Origin of the sequence: Vibrio sp. 1CM24A, from assembly GCF_023161725.1 — a bacterium.
Classification (GTDB): Bacteria; Pseudomonadota; Gammaproteobacteria; order Enterobacterales; family Vibrionaceae; genus Vibrio; species Vibrio coralliirubri.
Window position 1 is genome coordinate 269377 of the sequence record NZ_JALNTS010000005.1, and the last position, 25651, is coordinate 295027.

The 25651-nt window shown below is 43.8% G+C and carries 18 protein-coding genes; 6 read left to right on the forward strand and 12 right to left on the reverse strand.

Translation table 11 applies throughout. From position 1 onward, the window contains the following. Positions 1-38 precede the first annotated feature (38 nt). The 3 genes from MSG38_RS13215 to MSG38_RS13225 all read right to left on the reverse strand — a co-directional run bounded on the left by MSG38_RS13215 (position 39) and on the right by MSG38_RS13225 (position 4945). Positions 39-1601 (reverse strand): SpoVR family protein, encoded by a 1563-nt coding sequence (locus MSG38_RS13215; RefSeq protein WP_248401989.1) that lies wholly within the window; start codon positions 1599-1601, stop codon positions 39-41. Between the two features lie 11 nt (positions 1602-1612). Next, positions 1613-2884 (reverse strand): YeaH/YhbH family protein, encoded by a 1272-nt coding sequence (locus MSG38_RS13220; RefSeq protein ID WP_017062133.1) that lies wholly within the window; start codon positions 2882-2884, stop codon positions 1613-1615. Positions 2885-3010: 126 nt separating this feature from the next. Continuing rightward, positions 3011-4945: a PrkA family serine protein kinase gene (locus MSG38_RS13225; protein WP_029405329.1), complete on the reverse strand. Its 1935-nt coding sequence runs from the start codon at positions 4943-4945 to the stop codon at positions 3011-3013. A gap of 354 nt (positions 4946-5299) precedes the next feature. Between MSG38_RS13225 and MSG38_RS13230 the strand changes: the two genes are divergently transcribed. Continuing rightward, on the forward strand, positions 5300-6055 hold the full coding sequence (locus MSG38_RS13230) for a MipA/OmpV family protein (RefSeq protein WP_248401990.1): 756 nt from the start codon (positions 5300-5302) through the stop codon (positions 6053-6055). Between the two features lie 108 nt (positions 6056-6163). On the opposite strand, the gene MSG38_RS13235 is transcribed toward MSG38_RS13230, so the two are convergent. The 5 genes from MSG38_RS13235 to MSG38_RS13255 form a co-directional block, all read right to left on the reverse strand. Then, on the reverse strand, positions 6164-6664 hold the full coding sequence (locus MSG38_RS13235) for a YfbU family protein (protein WP_017066932.1): 501 nt from the start codon (positions 6662-6664) through the stop codon (positions 6164-6166). 220 nt (positions 6665-6884) lie between these two features. Next, positions 6885-7625 carry a pyruvate formate lyase 1-activating protein gene (gene pflA / locus MSG38_RS13240; protein ID WP_010437353.1) on the reverse strand — a complete coding sequence of 247 codons (741 nt, stop codon included), beginning with the start codon at positions 7623-7625 and terminating at the stop codon, positions 6885-6887. Positions 7626-7789: 164 nt separating this feature from the next. Beyond that, a complete protein-coding gene (locus tag MSG38_RS13245; protein ID WP_248401991.1) occupies positions 7790-8779 on the reverse strand; it encodes a lipid A deacylase LpxR family protein in 990 nt (329 codons plus the stop codon). A gap of 200 nt (positions 8780-8979) precedes the next feature. Continuing rightward, on the reverse strand, positions 8980-11256 hold the full coding sequence (gene pflB, locus MSG38_RS13250; protein ID WP_050621844.1) for a formate C-acetyltransferase: 2277 nt from the start codon (positions 11254-11256) through the stop codon (positions 8980-8982). A gap of 307 nt (positions 11257-11563) precedes the next feature. Next, complete coding sequence (locus MSG38_RS13255) at positions 11564-13105, reverse strand: DUF3360 family protein (RefSeq protein ID WP_019820901.1); 1542 nt, start codon at positions 13103-13105, stop codon at positions 11564-11566. Positions 13106-13896: 791 nt separating this feature from the next. Here MSG38_RS13255 and MSG38_RS13260 point away from each other — a divergent pair. The 4 genes from MSG38_RS13260 (at position 13897) to MSG38_RS13275 (ending at position 17074) form a co-directional block, all read left to right on the forward strand. Beyond that, positions 13897-14667 (forward strand): ABC transporter ATP-binding protein, encoded by a 771-nt coding sequence (locus tag MSG38_RS13260; RefSeq protein WP_004736532.1) that lies wholly within the window; start codon positions 13897-13899, stop codon positions 14665-14667. A gap of 136 nt (positions 14668-14803) precedes the next feature. Then, positions 14804-15574: an ABC transporter substrate-binding protein gene (locus tag MSG38_RS13265; RefSeq protein WP_017066930.1), complete on the forward strand. Its 771-nt coding sequence runs from the start codon at positions 14804-14806 to the stop codon at positions 15572-15574. A gap of 79 nt (positions 15575-15653) precedes the next feature. Further along, positions 15654-16394: an ABC transporter permease gene (locus MSG38_RS13270; protein WP_017066929.1), complete on the forward strand. Its 741-nt coding sequence runs from the start codon at positions 15654-15656 to the stop codon at positions 16392-16394. Positions 16395-16396: 2 nt separating this feature from the next. After that, the gene (locus MSG38_RS13275) at positions 16397-17074 is read left to right on the forward strand and encodes an ABC transporter permease (RefSeq protein WP_017062123.1); all 678 of its coding nucleotides are present in this window, start codon (positions 16397-16399) and stop codon (positions 17072-17074) included. 75 nt (positions 17075-17149) lie between these two features. On the opposite strand, the gene xthA is transcribed toward MSG38_RS13275, so the two are convergent. The 3 genes from xthA to emrD form a co-directional block, all read right to left on the reverse strand. Further along, a complete protein-coding gene (gene xthA / locus MSG38_RS13280; RefSeq protein ID WP_048607429.1) occupies positions 17150-17956 on the reverse strand; it encodes an exodeoxyribonuclease III in 807 nt (268 codons plus the stop codon). 169 nt (positions 17957-18125) lie between these two features. Continuing rightward, positions 18126-20216 (reverse strand): S9 family peptidase, encoded by a 2091-nt coding sequence (locus MSG38_RS13285; RefSeq protein ID WP_170930226.1) that lies wholly within the window; start codon positions 20214-20216, stop codon positions 18126-18128. 333 nt (positions 20217-20549) lie between these two features. Continuing rightward, positions 20550-21755, reverse strand: coding sequence for a multidrug efflux MFS transporter EmrD (gene emrD / locus MSG38_RS13290; RefSeq protein WP_086971794.1), 1206 nt, complete (start codon positions 21753-21755; stop codon positions 20550-20552). 499 nt (positions 21756-22254) lie between these two features. Between emrD and MSG38_RS13295 the strand changes: the two genes are divergently transcribed. Next, complete coding sequence (locus MSG38_RS13295; RefSeq protein WP_086971792.1) at positions 22255-24372, forward strand: methyl-accepting chemotaxis protein; 2118 nt, start codon at positions 22255-22257, stop codon at positions 24370-24372. A 112-nt stretch (positions 24373-24484) separates the two neighbouring features. On the opposite strand, the gene MSG38_RS13300 is transcribed toward MSG38_RS13295, so the two are convergent. Continuing rightward, entirely contained in the window at positions 24485-25618 is a 1134-nt protein-coding gene (locus MSG38_RS13300) for a cupin domain-containing protein (protein WP_086971790.1), read from the reverse strand. Positions 25619-25651 lie beyond the last annotated feature (33 nt).

Sequence of the window (25651 nt, forward strand, 5' to 3'; positions counted from 1 at the left end):
GGAGTTTTATACCAATCACTGACTTACTGTGATTGATATTAAATCTTGGCTCCATAATCATTACGTTTTGGACAAGTAGTCAGAATCTCTCTATGACCCGTATCTTTGAGCTCTTCCAAAATCACATCAAAGCCCCACAAGCGATAAAGATGCTTCATTACTTCGTCGTAGCCTTTATCAAGCGGGATACGGTCATGAGGCACATATTGCAGTGTCATTGAGCGGTCACCACGAACATCGACGTTAAATACCTGAATATTCGGTTCAAGGTTACTTAGGTTGTATTGTGCCGCAAGCTTCTCACGAATCAGGCGATAGCCCGGATCATCATGAATGGCACTTACCTCAATGGTATTTTTACGGTCATCGTCGAGTACAGAGAACAGCTTAAAGTCTCGAATGATTTTTGGAGAAAGGTATTGGCTGATAAAGCTTTCATCTTTGAAATTGTGCATCGCAAAGTGCACCGCTTCTAACCAATCACTTCCTGCTAGATCTGGGAACCATTCTCGGTCTTCATCGGTTGGTTCTTCACAGATGCGTCGGATGTCTCTAAACATCGCAAAGCCAAGCGCATAAGGGTTTATTCCGCTGAAATAAGGACTGTTGTAGGCAGGTTGTGCGACGACACTGGTGTGGCTGTGCAGGAATTCTAAGATGAACTTATCACTCACCAAGCCTTCGTCGTAAAGATGATTAAGAATGGTGTAGTGCCAGAAGGTTGCCCAGCCTTCGTTCATCACTTGAGTTTGCTTCTGAGGGTAGAAGTATTGGCTCACCTTACGAACAATACGAACACACTCACGCTGCCAAGGTTCAAGCAGTGGTGCGTTCTTCTCGATAAAGTAGAGAATGTTCTCTTGAGGCTCGCTAGGGAAGCGGATCTTGGTCTCTTCTTCCTTACTTTTATTTTGAGGAACGGTTCGCCACAGCTCATTCACTTGAGATTGCAGATAAGCTTCGCGTTCTTCTTGTCTTGCTGTCTCTTCTGCAATGGAAATCTTCTCAGGACGTTTGTATCGGTCTACGCCGTAATTCATCAGTGCATGGCAAGAGTCAAGGAGCTGCTCGACCTCAGCGACGCCATATTTCTCTTCACAACCACTAATGTACTTCTTAGCGAACAACAGGTAATCGATGATGGAACTGGCATCGGTCCATGTTTGGAACAGGTAGTTGCCTTTAAAGAAAGAGTTGTGGCCATAACAAGCGTGAGCCATTACCAGCGCCTGCATTGTGACCGTGTTCTCTTCCATCAGATAAGCGATACAAGGATCGGAGTTGATCACGATTTCGTACGCCAAGCCCATCTGACCATGCTTGTAGTTTTGTTCGGTTTGAATGAATTTCTTACCAAATGACCAGTGGTTGTAATTGATAGGCATACCAATGCTCGAGTAGGCATCCATCATCTGTTCTGAAGTAATCACTTCAATCTGGTTTGGGTAAGTGTCTAAACGGTAATGCTGCGCCACACGCTTAATTTCTACGTGGTATTTCTCCAAGAGGTTGAATGTCCAATCTGGACCATCAGGCAGCATCTTGTCGTTTTTCTTCTTTGCAGCTTTGTCTTTCTCTGCAATGTTTGATTTCGCTGTCATGGCAAACTCCCTTACGCTGTCTCTTTCTGGAACAGTTCTCTAAACACAGGAAAAATATCATCCACCGTTTTAATGTTTTTCATCGCGAAGTTGTCAAAGCTACTCTCGAGTTTTTCGTATTCGTGCCAAAGCGTTTGATGAGAGCGGCGTGTTATTTCGATGTAAGAGTAATATTGGCAAGTTGGCAGAAGCGTATTGACCAGTAACTCTTTACAACGAGGAGAGTCATCAGCCCAGTTATCGCCATCAGAGGCTTGTGCTGCATAGATGTTCCACTCATTCGCAGGGTAGCGGTCTGCGACGATTTCCTTCATCAATTTCAATGCACTCGAAACAATGGTGCCACCGGTTTCTTGTGAGTAGAAGAATTCATGCTCGTCGACTTCTTTTGCCTGAGTATGGTGACGAATAAACACAACATCGACGTTTTCGTAGGTGCGGTTTAGGAACAGATACAGAAGGACATAAAAGCGCTTCGCAATATCTTTCGTGGCCTGATCCATTGAGCCGGACACATCCATTAAACAGAACATCACGGCTTGGCTAGATGGAATAGGGCGCTTCTCATAGTTTTTAAAACGTAAGTCGAAGGTGTCAATGAACGGCACGCTTTCAATCTTTTTACGTAACTCGGCAATCTCTTCTTTGAGGCGACCCTCTTCAAAAGGTTGCGCCGGCTCCGTCATTTTAACTTGGTCAAGCTGCTCCATCAGTAGGTTAAGCTCACGCTTTTTACCTGCTGTCATCGCGGTTCTACGAGCCAGAGATTGCTGCAGTGAACGAACGATAGCGATGTTGGATGGAATCCCCGCGCTTTGGTAACCAGAGCGGTGAGTTTTCCATTCGGTGATTTTGTTGACCTGATTTTTCTCTAGATTAGGTAGAGCTAAATCTTCAAAGAGAATATCAAGATACTCATCTTTTGAAATTTGGAAGGTAAATTCATCTTGGCCTTCGCCATCAGGGCTTGCGTCGCCTTGGCCTGATCCACCACCTTGACCACCACCTTTAGGGCGTTCGATTTTATCGCCAGTGATGAACTGATCATTACCTGGGTGAACGCGCTCTCTTACGCCGCCTTGACCTTGGTGAAAGTTCGGCTCTTTGATGTCTTTATGGGGAATAGTGACGTCTTCACCCGTTTCTGTATTGGTGATTGAGCGTCGGTTAACTGCATCGGCCACAGATTCTTTGATTTGCTCTTTATGGCGTCGTAAGAAACGCTGTCTATTCACAGCACTCTTATTTTTGCCATTGAGCCTCCGATCGATAAATTGTGCCATAAGAACTCCCTCTCAGCTGATGTCGCGATCCTACTTTTTATTCGGGTATAAGAGTAATTGTTTTATTGGGTATAAAAGTTATTGTTTTATACGAGCTGCTCAGTTGAGCAGCTCAATACCGTTTAGTTATGAGGATTTACGAACTCTTAGGTACCACTCAGATAGCAGTCTCACTTGTTTCTCGGTGTAGCCTTTTTCCATCATACGAGCAACGAAGTCGTCATGTTTTTTCTGATCATCCGTTGAGGTCTTAGCATTGAACGAAATAACAGGAAGTAGCTCTTCTGTGTTAGAGAACATTTTCTTCTCAATCACAGTGCGCAGTTTCTCGTAGCTCGTCCACACTGGGTTTTGACCGTTATTGTTGGCTTTGGCACGAAGCACAAAGTTCACAATCTCATTTCGGAAGTCTTTAGGGTTACTGATACCGGCGGTTTTCTCGATTTTCTCTAGTTCACCATTCAGAGAAGCACGGTCAAATAGTTGGCCTGTTTCTGGATCGCGGTACTCTTGGTCTTGAATCCAGAAGTCTGCGTAGGTGACATAGCGGTCGAAGATATTCTGACCGTACTCAGAGTAAGACTCTAGGTAAGCGGTTTGAATCTCTTTACCGATGAACTCTACGTAGCGTGGCACTAGGTATCCTTTCAAGAACTCTAGATACTTCTCAGCGGTCTCTTGAGGGAATTGCTCACGTTCGATTTGCTGCTCAATAACGTAGAACAGGTGCACTGGGTTCGCGGCCACTTCGGCTTGGTCGAAGTTAAAGACACGAGACAGGATCTTAAAGGCGAAACGCGTTGATAGCCCAGACATGCCTTCATCAACGCCAGCATAATCTCGGTACTCTTGGTAGCTCTTCGCTTTTGGATCGGTGTCTTTTAGAGTCTCACCATCGTAAACACGCATTTTTGAGAACAGAGATGAGTTCTCAGGCTCTTTCAGTCTCGATAGGATGCTGAATTGCGATAGCAGATCGAGTGTGCTCGGGGAACAAGGGGCTTTGGACAGCTCACTGTGTTCAAGCAGTTTCTGGTAGATCTTAACTTCTTCAGAGACGCGCAGACAGTAAGGGACTTTTACAATGTACACACGGTCGAGGAAGGCTTCGTTGTTTTTGTTGTTACGGAAGGTCTGCCACTCAGATTCGTTAGAGTGAGCCAGAATCATACCGTCAAATGGCAGTGCAGAAAGCCCTTCGGTACCATTGAAGTTACCTTCTTGTGTTGCCGTTAGTAGAGGGTGCAATACCTTGATTGGCGCTTTGAACATCTCCACGAATTCCATCACACCTTGGTTGGCTTTACATAGCGCACCAGAGTAGCTGTAAGCATCAGGATCATCTTGAGAGAAGTGTTCAAGTTTACGAATATCAACTTTACCAACCAGAGACGAGATATCTTGGTTGTTTTCATCACCTGGCTCTGTTTTCGCGATCGCAACTTGATCGAGAATAGAAGGGCGCAATTTGATGACTTTGAATTTGGAAATATCACCGCCAAAATCGTGCAGACGTTTTGCTGCCCACGGAGACATAATTGAGCGAAGATAGCGTTTCTCAATGCCATATTCATTCTTCAATAAGTCGCCGTCTTCGTTAACATCGAATAGACAGAATGGGTGATCGTTTACTGGGCTTCGTTCACCGTCAGCAGACAATACATAGATTGGCAGTTTCTGCATCAGGGCTTTGAGTTTTTCAGCGAGAGAAGATTTACCACCGCCCACAGGGCCAAGTAGGTAAAGGATTTGTTTACGTTCTTCTAAACCTTGCGCAGCATGTTTTAAGTAAGAAACAATCTGTTCAATCGCATCTTCCATACCGTAGAAATCTTTAAATTCGCTGTAGCGTGAGATGACACGGTTCGAGAAAATACGACTCAGATGAGGGTCTTGAGCGGTGTCAATGACCTCCGGTTCGCCAATGGCTAGTAATAAGCGCTCGGCAGCATTAGCGTAAGCACTTTTATCGTCTTTACACAGCCCTAAGAACTCTTGCAATGTCAGCTCTTCTTCCTTGGCTGCTTCATAACGTGATTGATAGTGGTCAAAAATACTCATAGTCACATTCCCCTTGTTAACCAGTCAAAACTGACGAGCGATTGAAAAATAGGCTCTCCCTACATTTTAAGGTTAGACCCGCTTCCACAATTTTGCTTAACAATTATGTATTTATTTACAATTTTGCGTGTGAAAAACGTGGCGAGCGCAATAGGCAACTTGAGGCGCGTAGAATCAAATTATTTTACATTCGAGGGGATCTGGCCGTTTGTTTTGAGATTTTAGGTCGCTTAATAATACTCACAATGGATTTATGTGCATTAGATGTATAACTGGGCTCTATTGATTTTTTGGAATGAAGTACCATATAATGCGCGACGTTATCAAAAATTGCTCAATAAATAGGTAGATGTAGTGAAGAATAATGGGTTCAAAATAGTGGCTATCAGTGCTGCGTTACTGGCTTCAACAACAGCACATGCAAGAATCTCGCAGTGGTCATTAGGTGTTGCCGCCTCTTATTCTCCTGCTGTTTATAAAGATACACCGTCAAACCGTGCCGTGATCCCTATGGTTGGTTATGAAGGCGAGCACTTCTTTATGCGTGGTTTCAGCGCTGGTTATCGTTTATTACCAGCAGGCTCACCGCAAAACATCGTATTTCGAGCGGTTTATGATTCAAGAACATTAAAGCCGGGTGATTCCGATAACGTCGATATTCAAAAGTTGGATGAACGTGATGCCTCGATATTGGGCGGTATCAGCTATCAAGTGATCACTTTGGTGGGCATGTTTGAAGCGACTGCGGGTTCGGATTTAGGCTTTAAGCACAACGGCATCTATGCGGAAGCGGCGTGGCGTCTACCTATTCGTCGTAATGGCTGGGCGATTACCCCATCTATTGGTTACGCCTACAACAGCGAGCGTTTGAACAATCATTTATATGGTGTGAGTTCAGCTGAAGCGGCAAGAACTAACTTAAATGAATTCGACGCAGACTGGGATGGTCAGTACTTTATTGGTTTAGGTGGCTATCTGCATGTGACGCCAAATGTCCGAGTAACTGGTGGCGTTCGTTATACCAACCTTGAAGGCGATATTGAGAATAGCCCAATACTTGAAAGTGGCATCAACATGGCCGCAAACGTTGGTGTTGCTTACGTTTTCTAGTTGCTTTGTTTTTTCTCTGTGTGTGCGAACATTAAAAAAGGGTTACTCATGATGAGTAACCCTTTTTCTTGAAACTTTTTAAAAAGTTATCGCTGATCTATTAACGTATTAAGCGCTAAAGATTTGAGATAGCTCTGTCGCACATAGGTGGTACTGACGAGGACAGTTGCGCCATGTTGTTAGCATGCGACGGTACTTCTCTAGCATTGGCATTTGGCTATTGAAGTGGTGATCTGCTTTGTCGAATTGAGGGTAAAGACCTTCAGAATCAACAAGGAAACGCACGTAATGTACGATCTGCGCTTCAGAAGCGATATCAAAACCTAAGAACTGCAGGCGACGTTGGTCTACTTCAGCACGTTCTTGTTCTGCAAGCATTTTGTTCGATTCTTGCATTGCATGGTACATCTCCATGATGTCGATAATTTCGCGACATTCTGCTTCAGTCAAACAACCAAACTCTTTGTTAAGCTCACGCATTTGGAGTTCGTAACCACGTTCTACAATCGTTTGTAGACGTTGGTATTTAGCGGAGTTCTCAGGATCCATTTGAGACATTAGGTAGTATTGATTTGATAGAATTAGACGCTGAGCATTGGTCATTTCCATGGGAGGAGCCTCATTAAAAAACTAAATGTTGTATTCTTTTGTTGCAGTAAGAGTAACAGCATTCCTACGAGTGGAAACATGATCTCAACACGGATTTAATATGATTTTTTGAATTGATAAACAAAAGTTGTAAAGAAAAGTGAAAGGATTGTTTGGCTCGAAAAGAAAACGCCCCAATCGAAATTGAGGCGTTTGAAAACACTATGAACGTAAGTCTAGATTAGTATTTTACGTTTGAATGGTACTGGCTAAGAACAGCAACAATCTCGTCCATTTTCTCTTTGCTTGGCGGATTTGTACCTTCAAGAGGGTAGTCAAAACCAAGTGCTTCCCACTTATGTGCACCCAGCTTATGGTATGGAAGAAGTTCTACTTTCTCGATGTTGTCCATGTCTTTGATGAATTCACCTAGCAGGTGAGCATCTTCAGGCGTATCTGTGTAGCCAGGGACAATCACATAACGAATCCAAGTTTTCTTACCAATTTTGTGCAAGTAGCGCGCAAAATCCAGAGTGCGTCTGTTTGATACACCAATGAAATCGTGGTGAATCTCATCTCGCATGTGCTTAAGATCGAGCATCACTAGATCAGAGGCTTCTAGTACTTCGTCAACCACTTCAGTGTGCTTACGAATGTAGCCATTAGTATCAAGGCAAGTGTGGATACCTTCAGCTTGAGCTGCGCGGAAAAAGTCACGAACAAACTCAGGTTGTAGCATCGCTTCACCACCAGAACAGGTGATACCACCGCCCGACGCTTTCATGAAATGACGGTATGATTTTGCTTCGTTGATGATCTCTTCGACCGTTACTTCCTTTCCGTCATGAAGATCCCATGTATCACGGTTATGACAGTACATACAACGCATTAAGCAGCCTTGAAGAAACACAATAAAGCGGATACCAGGGCCATCGACAGTACCACAAGATTCGAATGAGTGAATGCGACCAGTTGTAGACATGAGCTATTCTCGTAGAGGAATTTATACCGTTTATTTTATTACAAAAACGGTACATAAAATAGGGTCAAATGGTAACGAGACCTTTAAAAATAAAGGCAATCACCTGTGAAGATGATTGCCTTTATTAAACTTGAAAAGTAAAGGACGAAAGCCCTTACTAGTGGCTAGAAGAAAGCAAACATTGTGATACCGCCAGTGGTGTACACTGCCTCTTTCGCTTCTTCGTAATCCGGTGTTTTTGCTGTTAGCGCAAAAGAGGCACCAACGTATTGGTTATACCAAGCCACACCCAGTACAGCTGTTGCTTGAATGTTCTCTAAAGTGACATCGTATTGTTCTGGGTTCGGCCAATTATCTTCGATTTCAGAGCGATCGCCTTCGATAGTCAGATCGTTGAATCGGTAACGACCTTCAAGGCCAGCATAGGTAAACCAACCAGCGTTTGATGCGCCGATCATGCCAGGTTTGAATGGGTTTTCTGTGGTGATGTTGGCTGCACCAAAGTTACCGCCCAAGTCCGTACCCCAACGGAACATAAAACCAGTCGAGATATCACTTCTAAAGTTACCCACGTTGATTTCTGAAACGTTAGAGATTTCGTAGTCAGTATTCGCAAGAGCTTGATTACGCATTAGGTTGAAATGGCTTAGGTAACCAACGCTTCCCGCCCACTCATCATCAACTTGATATTCCCAACCCATAGGCTCATCCGATTTAGTGATCGAGTGAACCAGCTTCTGAGCGTCTTCTGAAAGCGCGCGCTCGCCCGTGGTACCAAACGTGATATTAAAACGCTGGGCTTGCTGTGGGTTTAAGCTGATGTAGTTGAATTCAGTGTGTAGGTAACCTGCGTATGGGCGATCATTAGCCGATGGCGTTTCTAACTCAATGTCAGAAGGCGTATACATCTTGTGGCCAATGGTGATTTCCCACTTATCTAGAGAGCTTGCGCCCCAGTAAGAAAGGCTCAGTGGTTTTGCCCAGTTGTATGGCGTAATACTTGATGATGTGTAACCCAGAAATAAGCCGTTGGTATAGTCTTGGTCGACACCAAAAATACCATCATTATCTAAAGCAAAAGTCAGCGTAGAACGCTCAGAGGCTAAAGATGAGAAAGAGAGAAGAATCAGGGGTAAACAACGCAGGTATTTCATGGAGCAGTTACTCTTAAATTATGAACCGCGATATTACCGTAATTTGACAGAATTTGTGGAAAAAAAGTGAATGGCAGGGTGCTTTTTTGCTCAACCTAACATTTCGCGGGATAGGTGAGTGTAGTGCGATTTATTTCAGATATAAAAAAGCCCCGCACATTGGCGAGGCTAATATTATTTACTGTCTATTGAGCGTGAGCTTATAGAGACTCAGTAAATGTACGTGCGATTACGTCAGCTTGTTGCTCTGCAGTTAGAGAGTTAAAGCGAACAGCGTAACCAGATACACGGATTGTTAGCTGAGGGTATTTCTCAGGGTGCTTAACTGCGTCTTCAAGAGTTTCGCGGTTAAGAACGTTAACGTTAAGGTGTTGACCACCTTCAATGCCAGCTTCGTGGTGGAAGTAACCATCCATTAGGCCTGCAAGGTTAGCACGTTGGCTGTCTTGTTCTTTGCCTAGTGCGTTTGGCACGATAGAGAACGTGTAAGAGATACCATCTTGTGCGTCAGCAAACGGTAGTTTACCTACAGACGTTAGTGAAGCTACAGCGCCTTTCTCATCACGACCGTGCATTGGGTTTGCACCAGGAGCGAAAGGAGCGCCAGCACGACGACCGTCTGGAGTGTTACCTGTTTTCTTACCGTAAACCACGTTAGACGTGATAGTAAGAACTGACTGTGTAGGGATAGAGTTACGGTAAGTCTTAAGCTTACGGATCTTGTTCATGAACGTAGAAACTAGTTCACAAGCAATATCATCTACACGAGAGTCGTTGTTACCGTATTTAGGGTAATCGCCTTCGATTTCGAAGTCAGTTGCAATGCCATCTTCGTCGCGGATTGGTTTAACAGTCGCGAACTTGATTGCAGATAGTGAGTCAGCTGCAACAGATAGACCAGCAATACCACAAGCCATTGTACGACGAACGTCACGGTCATGAAGAGCCATTAGAGACGCTTCGTAGCTGTACTTGTCGTGCATGTAGTGAATGCTGTTTAGTGCAGTCACGTATTGCTTAGCTAGCCAGTCCATGAAGTGATCTAGACGGTCCATTACTTTATCGTAATCAAGAACAGCGTCAGTCATTGGAGCTTCTTTAGGACCAACTTGCATCTTAAGTTTTTCGTCCACACCGCCGTTGATTGCGTAAAGCATTGTTTTCGCAAGGTTAGCACGAGCACCGAAGAACTGCATTTGCTTACCAACGATCATTGGAGATACACAACAAGCGATAGCGTAATCATCAGACTCAAGGTCAGGACGCATTAGGTCATCATTTTCGTACTGGATAGAAGAAGTATCGATAGATACCTTCGCACAGAAACGTTTGAAGCCGTCAGGTAGTTGCTCAGACCAAAGAACAGTGATGTTTGGCTCTGGAGAAGGACCCATAGTGTATAGAGAGTTTAGGAAACGGAAGTTCGAACGCGTTACTAGCGTACGACCGTCGATACCCATACCACCCATAGACTCTGTTGCCCAGATTGGGTCGCCAGAGAATAGCTCATCGTACTCAGGAGTACGTAGGAAACGAACCATACGCAGCTTCATTACGAAGTGGTCGATCATTTCTTGTGCTTGGTCTTCTGTGATTTTGCCAGCAGCGATATCACGCTCGATGTAGATGTCTAGGAAAGTCGAAGTACGACCTAGAGACATTGCAGCACCGTTTTGAGATTTAACAGCAGCTAGGTAGCCGAAGTAAGTCCACTGGATAGCTTCTTGAGCAGTTTGAGCTGGCTCAGAGATATCGAAACCGTATTTCTCAGCCATTTGCTTGATTTGACCTAGAGCACGATGTTGCTCAGAGATCTCTTCACGCAATTGCATTGTAGCAGAAAGATCTTCGCCGTTCTCGAAACGCTCTTGTAGAGAAGCGAATTGAGCAGCTTTGTCTTTCATTAGGAAATCAATACCGTAAAGTGCAACACGACGGTAGTCACCAATGATACGACCACGGCCGTAAGCATCAGGAAGACCAGTCAGAACACCAGACTTACGACATTTTAGGATATCAGGAGTGTAGATATCGAAAACGCCAGCATTGTGTGTTTTGCGGTATTCTGAGTAGATTTTTGAAACCATTGGGTCAAGAGTTTCACCGTATGCTTTACAAGAACCTTCAACCATACGTACACCACCGTTAGGGATGATTGCACGTTTTAGTGGCTTCTCAGTTTGTAGACCAACGATAGTCTCAAGATCTTTCTCAATGTAACCTGCATCGTGAGCAGTAATGGTAGAGATAACAGAAGTATCGAAATCTACAGGTGCTTTAGTTGCGTTTTCCTGTTTGATACCTTCCATTACCGAAGACCAAAGCTTGTTAGTTGCTTCAGTACCCTCAGAAACTAGGAAAGACTCGTCGCCTTCATACGGCGTGTAGTTCTTTTGAATGAAATCACGAACGTTTACTTCGCTTTGCCACTCACCTGCAGCAAAATCTTCCCAAGCTTTAGCAAATTGCTCTGCCATGACATACCTACCTTTTTAGTAGAAAAAATACGTACATTAACACTGTTGAGCCAGCGCCCCTCGTAAGGGTAGTACACTCTTATTAATAACAATATATATGAGCATATAAGCGTCATATGGTTATATATATTGTCACTACCTTTTATATGTTGTCTTTACTCTATGTATTCAAGACTACGCTAAAAAATTTCTGCAAACCTTAAACTAAATCAATAAATACCAAAAAAAGTTGAAAAAATTTGAGTGACAGGGGTTGCCACCCAAACTTTTTTTTAATCCTATTACTACTTTTGTGTAGTAAGGACCATTATAGCCAAGCTTTTAGGCCATATTGACTTTCTAGCATACCAACTGCAAGCATTGCTACTAGACAGATAACTAAAACGCCAACTGGGATAACAATCTTATCTACAAATGATAGACGCTTCGCACGCTCTTTATCACCAATTAGACCGTTATTATCTAGAAGCATAGTCAATGCCCATGCTAATACTGGGTTAACAACCGCTGAACCGAAGATACAGATACCAGCCGCTTGAGAATCTTTAGAATCCTTAACCATTTGCATACCCGCTTCAAGTAGAGGTAGAGATACACCTACAAGTAGCGCAACACGCATCACTGGTGGCCATACTGCAACGTCCATTGGGAAACCAAGAATCGCAACAATAATACATAGAGAACCAAGCAAGATTGCGCCGCCAGGAATTGGACGTTTCGCGATTGCTGCTGGGATCATGTATGTACCCCATGAAGATGTGATGTTACCACCACCAACTGCAGTACCCACCATTTGACGAACTGAACACATAGTCATTGTGTCATCTACGTCCATTAGTACTTTTTCAGAACGTTTAGGGTAGTTAAGTTCTTGGAAGATACGGTGACCTAGGAAGTCAGGTGACCACATTGCTACAGCAAGGATTGCAAATGGTAGAGATGCAATGAAGTGTTCAACGTTTGGCAAGCCAAGCATCCAACCTTCAGAAGTAGAACCCCACCAGTAAACTGGGTTTAGGTTTGGAATGCCCATTTCAGTTTCGAATACGATGTCGAAGCCAGCACCTAATACTAACGCAATAGCAAGGCCAGTGAATGCACACACTGGAATAGCTAACCAACGCTTGTTCACTTTTGCTAGGAAAGCGTAGATAGCAATAGTAATAGCAAGAACGATTAAACCAACGTAACCCATGCTGCCCGCTTCAACAGTAGAAGATTGAAGACCAACCGCCCATTCTTGAATCGAGTTGATTTGGCTCATGGTACCCGTTAGGCCTAAGAAGATGAGCAAGCCACCAGCAGTACCTTCCGAAGTAAGGTTAACCAACTTGGAGCCGCCTTTTAGGAAACTTAGGATTAGACCGAAGACACCGATAAGGATTGCCAATGCAAGAGGGTGAGCACCAGCCAGAGCGATGGTACCGATAAGAGGAATCATTGGGCCGTGGTTACCGGCAAGGTTTGCTTTAGGGTTAAAGAAACCAGAAGCAAGGATACAGAACAGCAGTGCAGGGATAAGCATTTCTACACGAGCGACTTCAATCGCAAACTCTTTACCAAGGTTTACGTGATCCCAAGCTTGAGTTAGGCCATCAGCCCAAGACATCATTACTGCAGAGTACATCGCGATGATACCAATGGTACCAGCAAGTGCAGGAACAAGGTCTTCAAGTTCAAAGCGGAAGTCACGACCTGGAAGGTTTAGACCGAAGCGGCGAGGCTTCATGATTTGAAGCTCGTGATCTAGATAATCTGAGCGGCTCTCAAATTCAGAAGCAGGGCGGTGTAGCTCTTTATAGCTTTTCTCTTCTACTTCAGAGTTCGCATTGTTCACAACGTCTGACATAGATTCCTCATATTTTATGTTAGTAATTCTAAAATTGAATTCTATAAGTTCGCGTAATTGCGTTATTTCTTAGTTATAACTCATTAACATTATGTTGCACGGTTTTGATGTGCTTTATGCAGCTAAGTTAAAAGAAATGTTTGGCATTTTTAATGCCTTATTCTTTGCTGAGGAGTCTAACAAGCTTACCCTTTAGGGTGATTGATCTTGATCACTTTATGAGTGTATGTGAAAGAAAGCTACAAAACGCAGCGATTCATTAACTTCCCATTGATGAATTGTGTAATTAGTTTTCACAAACTGTCGTTTTCTTATCTTCTCAGAGCCTTTACCGCTATGGCATTAGCTAAATGCTTTATGTTTACTGAGTTATCTCACTATTACTCGCTTGTCCCACGCTCTGAGTAAAATACTTACAATGTAATAACCTTAAAATAATTGTGCCTTATGGTGAGGTTGGTGTGCTGAATGCGTGCGCTATATTTTGTCGACAGTAATGTTTATAAGTTCACAAAACGTGTTTTTCTTGTGAGACATCCAGCTACGAGAATCTCATTTTGATTAACTTTATTTAAACAATGTAAGGGGTGTAATTACAGCTTATTGATAGAACCCATTCATTAAATTGAGGCGAAAACGCTACCTTTTGCATAATAAGTCAGAGTGAATCGCTATTTATTCCAAATTATTAGGTTAATAATTTGTTGCATGTTATTCCGTGTGGTGCTAGTTTGTATCGCATGAAAAGGTCGGAGTACCTTGCATTTTCACAAACTTGGGAGAGAAAGCGCATGAAAGATGTACCAGCGCTGGACATAAAGGATCTACACAAAACGTTTGGTCAAAATGAAGTTTTAAAGGGAATTTCACTTTCTGCGCATAAAGGCGATGTAGTATCGATTATCGGATCTTCAGGGTCGGGTAAAAGTACTTTCCTTAGATGTATCAACCTTTTAGAGACACCTACCGCAGGCGAGATTTGGGTTAATGGCGAATTAATTCAAATGAAAAACAACCGCCAAGGTGTTTCTGTTCCTGCCAATGAAAAACAAGTACAGCGAATCCGTTCTCGTCTGGCGATGGTTTTTCAGGGTTTCAATCTGTGGTCTCACCTGACCGTTCTCGAAAATGTTATCGAAGCGCCTGTTCACGTCTTGGGCGTACCTAAAGCACAAGCGATTGAAAATGCAGAGTTACTACTGAAGAAAGTAGGGCTGTATGAGCGTAAAGATTACTATCCGGGCCATTTGTCTGGCGGCCAACAACAACGTGCTGCGATTGCGCGAGCGCTAGCGGTTGATCCTGAAGTTATGCTGTTTGATGAACCTACATCGGCATTAGACCCTGAGTTAGTAGGCGAAGTGCTTGGTGTAATGCGCGATCTAGCAGAAGAGGGAAGAACCATGCTTGTGGTAACGCACGAAATGGCTTTTGCTCGTGACGTATCTAACCATGTGATGTTCTTGCATCAAGGTCTAGTGGAAGAACAGGGCGATCCAGCTAAACTGTTTACGGAACCTGAATCTGAGCGTTTACAACAATTTATCTCATCGATTTACTAATCAGAATTGAAATGCCGTTGCCAAGGTACACTGTGACGGTGTGAACAATAAAACACAACAAGTAAGTTAATAAGTAACAACAAACACAATATTAAAACTAGCAAAACATAAAAACCTAAATCACAGGAGTAGGGATATGAAAAAGTGGTTATTAGTCGCGGCACTTGCTGCAACTGCTGCAACGGGCGTAGCTCAAGCAAAAGAATGGAAAACAGTACGTTTCGGTATTGAAGGTGCTTACCCTCCATTTAGCTGGACAGAAGCTGACGGTTCACTGAAAGGCTTCGATGTCGATATGGCTAACGCGCTTTGTACTGAAATGCAGGTGCAGTGTAAGATCGTTGCACAAGATTGGGATGGTATTATTCCTTCTCTACTTGCTCGTAAATATGATGCGATCATCGCGGCAATGTCTATCACGGAAGAGCGTAAGAAAAAGATCGACTTCACTGGTAAATACGCACTTATCCCAAACAATTTCATCGCTAAGAAAGGTGCCGACCTTAACTTTGATGATCTAAGTGGTAAAAAGATCGCCGTTCAACGTGCAACAACGCACGATAAGTACCTAACAGACAACTACGGTGACACTGTAGAAATCGTTCGTTACGGTTCATTCGATGAAGCTTACCTTGATCTAGCTAACGGTCGTGTTGCTGCGGTACTGGGTGATGCATCTGCTCTAGAAGAAGGCGTACTAAACAAAGCTGGTGGTGAAGACTACGAGTTTGTTGGTCCATCACTAACCGATCCTAAGTGGTTCGGTGAAGGTTTTGGTATTGCTCTACGTAAGCAAGACAAAGATCTGACTAAGCAATTAGATGCAGCAATCCTTTCATTACGTGAAAAAGGCATCTACCAAGAGATCGCTGCTAAATACTTCAACTACGACGTATACGGTGAGTAATCTCTAGCATCACTTCTTAAGGGAGAGGTTCTCCTCTCCCTGTCTTACCAACTTTTTCGCAGTTCTGTTGGAATTCATTATGTTTGATTTACAAGGATATGAAGCGTCGATCCTGAAAGGGGCGGTGCTCACAATCGAAGTTGCCTTGCTGTCGCTAATTTTAGCTATGGTTCTTGGTATGCTAGGTGCCTTAGCAAAACTAGCGCCTTATCGCTGGGCTCGTGCTATCGCAACCCTCTACACAACCGTTATTCGAGGCATTCCTGATCTCGTCTTGATGATGCTGATTTTCTTTGGTGGACAAATCCTTTTAAACAACAGTTTGTATTCCATCAATGAGTGGCTCAATGAGTGGTTCACATCAAGTGATCCTAACCACGAATGGACCGCTTACTTACCTGATTATATTGATGTCAGTCCATTTGTTGCTGGTGTCTTAACCATTGGCTTCATCTTTGGCGCTTACATGGCTGAAACCTTCCGTGGTGCGATCATGGCGGTTGATAGCGGTGAAATGGAAGCAGCAAAGGCCTATGGCATGGGACCTGTTCTAGCGTTCCGTCGTATTCTATTACCGCAAATGATTCGTCACGCACTGCCGGGTTTTGGTAACAACTGGTTGGTTTTACTTAAAACTACCGCGTTGGTTTCCATTATTGGCCTAGAAGATATGGTACGTGTTAGCGCACTGGCGGCAGGCTCAACCAAAATGCCATTTACCTTCTATATGACAGTGGCGATTATCTTCTTATTCTTCACCAGTGTTTCGACGGGCTTACTTAAGCTGGTTGAACGTAAATTCAGTATCCACGCGAGGTAGTTATGGACTTTTCATTGATAATTGAAAGCCTACCGATTTACCTTGGTGGTTTATGGACAACGGCTTGGATGGTTTGTGTCGCTTTGATCATTGGCTTATTCGTAGCCATACCCTTAGCGATTGCTCGTAACAGCCCAAATATGCTGATTAATGCTCCGGCTTGGTCATTCATATATTTCTTCCGTGGTACGCCATTACTGGTTCAGCTGTACCTGATTTACTACGGTATGGACCAATTCTTCCCAGTAAAAGACACGCTATGGGAAAACGCTTGGTTCTGTGCTCTGGTAGCATTCATTCTTAACACATCAGCATATACAGCAGAGATCATTCGCGGTGCTATTAATGGCTTACCTAAAGGTGAAGTTGAAGCAGCAAAAGCGTACGGCATGAGCACACCAAAGACTTACCGCCGCATCATTTTGCCAAGTGCTCTACGTCGCGCATTACCGGCTTACAGTAACGAAGTTATCTTCATGCTTCACGGTTCTGCGGTAGCCGGTATCGTAACCATTATGGATCTAACCGGTGCTGCTCGTTTGGTTAACTCACGTTACTACGCTCCATTCGAGTCTTTCCTAACGGCAGGTCTGTTCTACATGGCGTTAACGTTCATCATCATCGCGATTTTTAAATTCGCAGAGAAGCGTTTCCTTGCTTACCTAAGACCCCTTAGCTAACCGCACGGTATCCATACAGTTAACAAAACGGCGCTCATTGAGCGCCGTTCTTATTGAAGGTGTCTGTTTAACTCGTTACTTAAACGTTGACCAAATCGGAGCGTGATCTGACGGTTTTTCAATGCCGCGTAGCTCGTAATCGATGCCAGCTTCAGTACACTTGTCAGCAAGCTTTTGAGTCGCAAGGACTACATCAATACGCAGGCCGCGGTTATCCACGAAACCTTTCGAGCGGTAATCAAACCACGAGTATTGATCGTTTACTTCCGGGTGCAGTAGGCGGAAGCTATCCACAAAACCCCAATCCATCAGAGTTTTTAGCCATTCACGCTCTTCTGGTTGGAAAGAACACTTACCGGTTTTTAGCCAACGTTTAGCATTAGGTTCACCAATGCCGATGTCAGCATCAATTGGGCTGATATTAATGTCGCCCATTACGATTACTTGTTCATCTTTATTGTGGTAATCGTTTAGGTAAGTCATCAAGTCTTTGTAGAACTCACGCTTGTACGGGTATTTGGTTTCATGCTTGATGTTATCCCCTTGAGGGAAGTAGCCATTTAGCACGGTAACCTTTTCACCATTTTCATCTTCAAACGTCGCCATGATCATGCGTTTTTGATGATCTTCATTATCTGTTGGGAAACCCTTCTGCACAGAGATAGGCTCTTGCTTACACAACATTGCCACACCGTAGTGGGCTTTTTGACCGTGGAAGTAAACCTTGTAGCCCATTGCTTCAACATCAGCAATTGGGAAGGCTTCATCGTGTACTTTTATCTCTTGCAGACCAATCACGTCGGGTTGGTGTTTGTCGATAATAGCTTGCAGTTGGTGAAGGCGGGCTCTAAGGCCGTTGATGTTGAAGCTAATTACTTTCATTTGTTTTTATACCTCTCGTAAACCTTTGTCACTGCTTGTCTTTAAAGGCTTTTGATTTGGTGGATTTCATGGTTCATCGTATTTAACCATGCTTGATAATTTCTGTCGCCACTTTGTAGAGACAAAATGGCGACATTAAATGATGTGAATACTTACAGTTACGCAGAATCTATTGAGTCTTTAGTAAATCCAAAAAGAATGCGTATTCGAGTGCGTCTTCTTTTAGTCGTTTAAATCGACCAGAAGCGCCACCGTGACCAGCTTCCATATCTGTTTTGAATAGCAACACGTTGTTGTCTGTTTTCATCTCCCGCAGCTTCGCGACCCATTTCATTGGCTCAAAGTATTGCACCTGTGAGTCATGCAGGCCTGTCGTTACCAACATGTTCGGGTAGTTTTGTACCTTAATGTTGTCGTACGGTGAGTACCCCAGCATGTAATCGTAGTAGGCTTTATCGTTCGGGTTACCCCATTCGTCATACTCGTTGGTGGTTAGAGGAATCGATTCATCAAGCATGGTTGTCACAATGTCTACAAACGGAACATGTGCACCAATACCACGGTACAGTTCTGGTGCTTGGTTGATGATTGCTCCCATCAATAGACCGCCAGCAGAGCCACCAACGGCGAACACTTTATCTTTTGCGCCATAGCCTTCTTCAACAAGCTCTTTGGTTACATCAATAAAGTCGTTGAACGTGTTTTGTTTGGTCAGTTTCTTGCCATCTTCATACCAAGGGCGACCAAGCATTTCTGAACCGCGGACATGTGCGATGGCATAAACAAAACCTCTATCCAGTAGGCTTAGGCGAGTTGAGCTGAAGGTAGGTTCAATCGTAGAGCCGTAAGAACCGTAGCCGTATTGGTAGATTGGATTAGTGCCGTCTTTCTTAAATAAGTCTTTACGATAAACCAAAGACACAGGAACTTGCTTACCATCGCGGGCCGTAACCATGATTCGCTCTGATTGGTAGTTATCCGCTTCGAAATCACCTAATACGGGTGTTTGCTTCATGAGCTCGGATTCACCTGTACTTAGGTCGAAATCATAATAAGTACCTGGCGTGGTTAAGCTGCTGTAATAGATACGAACTTTTGAGTTATCTAATTCATAGTTACTCGTTAGGTAAGCGGCAAATGCGGTGTCGTTAAATTCAAGTGGGAACTCGTGGCCTGTTGAGAGTTGGCGAACTTTCACTGTAGACAAGCCATCCGCGCGTTGCTCGTAAACAAGATGGTCATCAAACAACTCGAAATCAACAAGCTGAGTATTATCGTCCGCTGGGATGACATCGACCCATTTTGAGCGGTCATGCATCTCTTCGGCGGTGACTTTCATTAAACGGAAGTTGACCGCTTGGTAGTTGGTGTAGATGTAATACCAATCACCTAGCTTAGCGATGCTGTACTCTATGCCTGTCTCTTTTGGGTAGAAAGCCTCAGCTGTAGCCTTTGGGTTGTTGGCATCGATGACTGAAACACCGCTGGTTTCTGTGCTCGAGTGCCAAATGTAGACCTGTTCACCATCTTTGCTTTTACTCAAAGAGGTGTAGTAAGCGCTATCGGTTTCTTCGTAGATTAACTCATCGCTTGCCTGAGCGGTGCCTAACACGTGGCGGTAAACTTGATAACCCAGCAATGTTTGTGGATCTTTTTTGATGTAGTAGAAGGCTTGGTTGTCGTTTTGCCATGCGATAGCACTTGAAGCACCTTCAATTTCATCTTTTAGGTATTCACCTGTTGTGAGGTCTTTGATCTTGATGGTGTAAATTCGGCGGCTCAGCGTATCTTCGCCATAGGCCAACAAATTTTCGTCTGGGCTGATCGTTAAGCCACCAATACTGAAAAAATCATGTTCTTTTGCTAGCTCGTTAACATCTAAGATGACTTGCTTGTCTGTGCCTAAAAAGTTTTTTTCACGCAGGTGAACTGGGTATTCGTTGTCGCCTGTGACTTTATTCGAGTAGTAGTAACTGCCTTTGCGAACCGGTACCGAATTGTCGTCTTTGGCGATTCGGCCTTTGATCTCTTCAAATAATTGTTTTTGTGCTGCTTCTGTATGTTTCAGCACTGTATCTGCGTACTGATTCTCTTGTTCAAGTTGTTGCAAGATCTCTGGATCTTGGCGTGCATCATCGCGCATCCAGTAGTAATCATCGATTCGGCTGTCACCATGAATCGTCATTGCGTGAGGGACTTTCTTAGCAACGGGTGCTTGGGTTTGCTGAGCGACGAGTTGTGATTGAGAGTAGTGGTTCATGGTTGAGATTCCTTGATTGCTGCATCCGGCGACAAGCGCTATTGATACGACTAATGTGGTTAAAGCGATACGCATCTATATATCCTTAGTGTGCACCTTACTCTTTTTGATGCCAGCATCCTTTGTTGGTTGGGTATCTTCCAGTGATATTATTTGTAATTGGATTCAGGATATGCACCTTTATCGTAAGTGTCTGTTATTGTTTTCAAAAAATCAAAGCAATGTTAAATGAAATTACTGATACGTGAGAGTGGAAGGAATAAGGTGCAACAAAAAAGGGACACACTTTTCAGTATGTCCCTTTCTTTTGTTTGGCCGGATTTGAGCTTTACGTTAAATAGCCAATGGCATTTCGTTTGAGTGGTCAGGTTTACGATTAACCCAACGTAAACCAAGCATAGCGATGAATGACATTGCAATCATCAAGCAACCGAGTGGCAATTGGTCTTGAGCTGGGAAGAACGATGCCAATAGTGTCGCGATGCCAGCACCTAGGTTTTGCATGCCACCTAAAATCGCACCTCCGGTACCAGCGTGGTACGGGAATGGCGAAAGTGCCCCTGTTGTCGCTGCTGGGAATAATATGCCAGCGCCCAAGAAGTAAATGGTTGCACCGCCAATTAAGGTTAATGCTGTTGTATGACCAAACAGACCCGGTATCAATACCACTGTTGAGCCTACCAAGATAGCTATTAGACCAACATTCAGTGCGCGGCGCTCAGAGCGACGTTGTGCGATGTAACTAGATAAGCCAGCACCGACTAAGTAACCCGGAATAGGCAAGACAAACAACAAGCTTACTGTCGTTGCCGGTAAGCCAAGCACGCCACCAAGCAACACACCTGCCGCTGCTTCAAATACGGCTACGCCAGCAAATGTTGCGACCAATACCAATAAGAAACCTTGGAAACGTTTATCAGACAGAACGAACTTGTAGCTGTTGGCAACCGATTCATGCTTGCGTCGTTCTTTCGGCAGTGTTTCCATCATGCTCGTCATCATAGTGATCACAACAGCAATACCAAACAGCGCAAGGAATAAGTAGCTAGAACGCCAACCGAAAACTTCGGTTAGGTAACCACCCAGTACAGGAGCTATCAATGGTGAGAAAATCACACACATGCTAATCAAGCTGTTTGCACGGTGCAGTTCTGCGCCTTCAAAACAGTCGCGAGTCAATGTACGAGACATCGCACCACCACAACCGATGCCCAAACCTTGGATAAAGCTGCCCGCTAAGAACCATTCATATTCGTGAGCGAACAATGCTACCAAAGTACCGATGATGTAGATGATCAAACCAATCACGATGATCGGTTTACGACCTAGGCGATCAGAAAGTGGGCCGTAGACAAATTGCGACAGACCATAAGGGATCAAGTAACACGCCATCACCGCTTGCAGTGAAGATGCCGAAACTAAGAACTCACCTGCCATATGACCGATAGAAGGCACGTACATCGTTTGAGTCATTTGACCTACGGCAGTCAGAATAGCGATTAAAAAGGTAAGTTTCGCTAATGGAAACGAGGCGGACATTTGCGTATCTCTCCAAAAATTAAGACGTAAAAAGCCTTAGCGCTCCATTAAAGGAGAGCCAAATGAATAAAGTGATCAGGGAATCTAGGCGCGAGATATTAGAGCTTGATTGCGGGCTTAGCAATCAAAAAGTGTGAAGTTGAGCAAGATAAAAATCTATAACTTGGATTATAAAAACTAATCCGAAATTGCTGCATTTTAAAGAGGGAGAGGGTGGAGTGGGCTTCCTTTAAATATCGATGTTTTGGCTATATCCAAAGCGCTAAAACCTAAGCAACATAGCCAATGATTATATGAGTACATCATTTGAAATTACAGAAAAAAGGAAGAAAACACGCTCTATTAACATTTGTGTAAACTTTCGTTTTATATGTAAGCAATTTGTGCTGTAATTATCCGCTAAGCTATTCGTCTAACTCATTTACATTGTGTACAGCAATTCGTTGTCGATGTGATAGTTATGGTTATGGAAGTCTTTTGGCTTAAATAAGGATATTAAATGCGCTCTCTATCGGTACAGTGGAAAATAACCCTCTTAGCAGGTTGTTGTTTAATCATTACGTCACTGTCTCTTATTGGTTTCTCGATCTACAACGCAACGAGCAATCAACAAGTCATCAAATCTCAAAGTTCAGAATCAGTTATCAATAAAACTCAGCAGTTGTTGGCGTCTGTTTCTCAGCTTAATGCTCAAGAAACTCAACGTTATGTAGACGAAGCTATTTACCGCGCAGAGATGCTTGCGGCCAGTGCTCAGTTTCTAAAGAACAATGCAGACGAAAACTTTACGCCAAGTGAAGAGCTTCGTACCGCCTTGGATGAAATGGTTCGTCGCTCGGTTCTAAATTTCGACTCTATTCAAGGTGCGTATCTAGTTTTCAAGCCTGATTTACTCGATAGCGAAGATGCGAATTATGTCGATGCTGATTATGTTGGTTCTAACGAAAAAGGTCGTTTTGCTCCTTACTGGAAGGTGGCAGATAACGGTGAAAATGTTCTAGCGAACGTTCTTTCAGAATCTATCTTGAATGATGACAGCAATAGCGAACGTTTTTACTGTCCTTTGTCTTCAGGGCAAACATGTATTAGTACGCCTAGAGTGGTTAGCAGCGGTGGTGTAGCACTACTTACGTCCTCTATTTCGGTACCCATCTTAGTCGACGATGTCGCGATTGGTTTTCTTGGTATTGATCTAAGACTCGATGGTTTAACCAGTGTGATTACTCAATCTGATCAGAGCTTGTTTAACGGTGCGGGCAAAGCTTACGTGGTTAGTCTAGATGGTTCAGTCATCGCTTCTGATGATTCAAGCATTGCAGTCGGTTCAACCTTCCAAAGTGACAATACAAACAGTGATTTAATGACCGACTTTATCTTTGGTGGTGAAGTGACAACGCAATGGAGCGAGAACGGTGAGTGGTTACTTGCCTTTGCACCTGTTGTTGCGGCTAACCAAACTTGGGGTGTGTTGTTCGAGATCCCAAGAGAGAGTGTTGTCGCTGATGCCAACAAATTGGATTCCATCATTAGTACTAAGCTAAGTGAAGGTATTAAGACGGAAGTAATTGCAGGTACTGTGTTCATTTTGTTCGGTTTAGCCATTATCGCATTTGCTTCACTTTCAATTGTGAAGCCTATTCGACAAGTGGTTGAGCGACTTAATGATATTGCTTCTGGTGAAGGTGATTTGACACAGCGTTTAGAAGTAAAGTCTCAAGACGAAATTGGTCAGCTATCTAAAGGGTTCAACTTATTCTTAGACAAGTTACAACACACGATCAAAGAAGTGATTCACACCACTGAGCAAGTGGCGAGCACGACAAGCCAGGCTAAAGCATCGGCATCAAGCACTCGAGAAAGCAGTGAATCTCAATTTAAAGAAGTCGATCTTGTGGCAACAGCGGCAGAAGAGATGACTCAAACTGCGGGCTTGGTGGTACAAAACGCAGAAGTGGCCGTTGATGCCGCTTGTGAAGCGAATCGTTCTGCTCAACAAGGGCAACAAGTCATCGAACTTTCAGCCGGTGAAATGAGAAAGCTGGTGGAGCGTATGTCGAGTGCTGTTCCTATTGTTGAAGAGTTGGCCAAAAATAACGGAAATATCACCGAGATCTTAAGTGTTATTGAAGGGATCTCTGAGCAAACTAACTTACTGGCATTGAATGCGGCGATTGAAGCGGCTCGTGCTGGCGAACAAGGTCGAGGTTTTGCTGTTGTTGCGGATGAGGTAAGAAACCTCGCAAGTCGCACACAGTCATCGGTTGGTGAGATAAGAGCAGTGATCGACAAGGTTCATGCTGGAACTCAAGATGTCGTTGAAGCGATACAAGAAGGCAATATTCTCGCCAATGATACGGCGCTGCATGTTCAAAATGCAGTTGAAGATCTGGGTTCGATCTTTACTTCTATTGAGGCGATCAGTGATATGAACAGTCAGATCGTTCGAGCAGCCGAAGAGCAACAATCGGTTTCCGGTGAAGTAAACCAAAGCGTGGTTAATATTCGCGATTTGAGTGCGAAGATCTTGGAGCAAGCCGCGGCTTCTGAGCAAGTGGGTAATGAAATTGACCAGCTGTCTCAACAACAACAGAAATTGGTCAATCAGTTCAAGGTATAAGCATTAAGCCTTAACCAATTCTTAAATAGAAAAAAGGACAAATGAAGATTCCATTTGTCCTTTTTTTAATTGTTTCTTTAGAAGCTGGTCAATAACCAGCGGTTGACGCTGCTTACTCTTCGATAAACCAGTAGCCTTTGTTGACCAATTCAGTCACGACAGTTATGCCCGAAGGAGATAGGGCAGTAGCCGAGGTAATCATGGTCTCATCGCAAAGTATGTTGAGTAACGAAGAATCCGCTTCATCAACCTTAACCACCTCACCATTAATGTAAGCTGTGTTGCTTTCATTTTCGTGGTAGAGCGCTTTTAAGCCTGATACTCGGTGAATCTCACCTTCAGACTCTAAGTGTTGAGCGATCTCTTCTTGAGTCCATAGTGGCTCAGGAGCAACGATATCAAGTTGGTGGCGTGATTGGCTTAGCAGACAGCCCATGAATTCACTGATGGTTTCAGGTTGCTCTAGTGCAGATTTCAACATGTCTGTGAGATTGCTTAAATCCGATGAACGAATTTTTCCGTAGCCTTCTTGCGTTTTGAATTCTGGATCGTGCAGGTGTACGTCACCCATATCATGAGCAAGCACAAAATCGGCAAAGTTGCTGATCAGCTCTTGTTCTTTAGGGGAGCGGTAGCCAATAGAGTAGCTCATTGACGGCTCTAACGTGTTCCCTTCATGTGGGAAACCCGGTGGGATATAAAGGATATCGCCCGGCTCTAAAGTTTCATCAATGATCGGGTCAAAACCTTCAATTTGACGAAGTGCAGACGCTTGAACAGTCTCTTTGTATTGGCCAACATCTTTAGCGCCAACCTTCCATTGACGTTTACCTTGACCTTGAATGATGAAGACATCGTATTGATCAATATGTGGGCCTACGCCGCCTTCAGGTGCTGAGTAACAGATCATGAGATCGTCGAATAACCAGTTTGGTAACGCTTGGAATGCCTCAGTTAGCTGATTTGCGCCTTGGTGCCAGTGGTTCGCAGCTTGAACGATCAGTTGCCAATGACTTTCGGTTAATTCGCCAAATTTTTCTTCAGAGAATGGGCCGTGTTCTGCAGTCCACTGATTGTCGAGGTTAGAGACAAAGCGAGAATCCACTTCTTCTTCCATCGATAAACCAGCAAGTTCTTCCGGCGAAATTGGGTCGACGAAGTTTTGGAAGCCACCCTTTAAGATGGTTGGTTTTTTATGCCAGTAGTTTTCAAGAAACTCGGGCATAGAAAAGCTGAGTTGGTACATGTGAATCCTGTATATTTTTATGCTAGATGCTAG

Bases quoted from the DNA above. Each gene is read 5' to 3' on its own strand.
- MSG38_RS13215 (WP_248401989.1), bottom strand. From the start codon at position 1,601: ATGACAGCGAAATCAAACATTGCAGAGAAAGACAAAGCTGCAAAGAAG.
- MSG38_RS13220 (WP_017062133.1), bottom strand. From the start codon at position 2,884: ATGGCACAATTTATCGATCGGAGGCTCAATGGCAAAAATAAGAGTGCT.
- MSG38_RS13225 (WP_029405329.1), bottom strand. From the start codon at position 4,945: ATGAGTATTTTTGACCACTATCAATCACGTTATGAAGCAGCCAAGGAA.
- MSG38_RS13235 (WP_017066932.1), bottom strand. From the start codon at position 6,664: ATGGAAATGACCAATGCTCAGCGTCTAATTCTATCAAATCAATACTAC.
- pflA (WP_010437353.1), bottom strand. From the start codon at position 7,625: ATGTCTACAACTGGTCGCATTCACTCATTCGAATCTTGTGGTACTGTC.
- MSG38_RS13245 (WP_248401991.1), bottom strand. From the start codon at position 8,779: ATGAAATACCTGCGTTGTTTACCCCTGATTCTTCTCTCTTTCTCATCT.
- pflB (WP_050621844.1), bottom strand. From the start codon at position 11,256: ATGGCAGAGCAATTTGCTAAAGCTTGGGAAGATTTTGCTGCAGGTGAG.
- MSG38_RS13255 (WP_019820901.1), bottom strand. From the start codon at position 13,105: ATGTCAGACGTTGTGAACAATGCGAACTCTGAAGTAGAAGAGAAAAGC.
- MSG38_RS13260 (WP_004736532.1), top strand. From the start codon at position 13,897: ATGAAAGATGTACCAGCGCTGGACATAAAGGATCTACACAAAACGTTT.
- MSG38_RS13265 (WP_017066930.1), top strand. From the start codon at position 14,804: ATGAAAAAGTGGTTATTAGTCGCGGCACTTGCTGCAACTGCTGCAACG.
- MSG38_RS13270 (WP_017066929.1), top strand. From the start codon at position 15,654: ATGTTTGATTTACAAGGATATGAAGCGTCGATCCTGAAAGGGGCGGTG.
- MSG38_RS13275 (WP_017062123.1), top strand. From the start codon at position 16,397: ATGGACTTTTCATTGATAATTGAAAGCCTACCGATTTACCTTGGTGGT.
- xthA (WP_048607429.1), bottom strand. From the start codon at position 17,956: ATGAAAGTAATTAGCTTCAACATCAACGGCCTTAGAGCCCGCCTTCAC.
- MSG38_RS13285 (WP_170930226.1), bottom strand. From the start codon at position 20,216: ATGAACCACTACTCTCAATCACAACTCGTCGCTCAGCAAACCCAAGCA.
- emrD (WP_086971794.1), bottom strand. From the start codon at position 21,755: ATGTCCGCCTCGTTTCCATTAGCGAAACTTACCTTTTTAATCGCTATT.
- MSG38_RS13295 (WP_086971792.1), top strand. From the start codon at position 22,255: ATGCGCTCTCTATCGGTACAGTGGAAAATAACCCTCTTAGCAGGTTGT.
- MSG38_RS13300 (WP_086971790.1), bottom strand. From the start codon at position 25,618: ATGTACCAACTCAGCTTTTCTATGCCCGAGTTTCTTGAAAACTACTGG.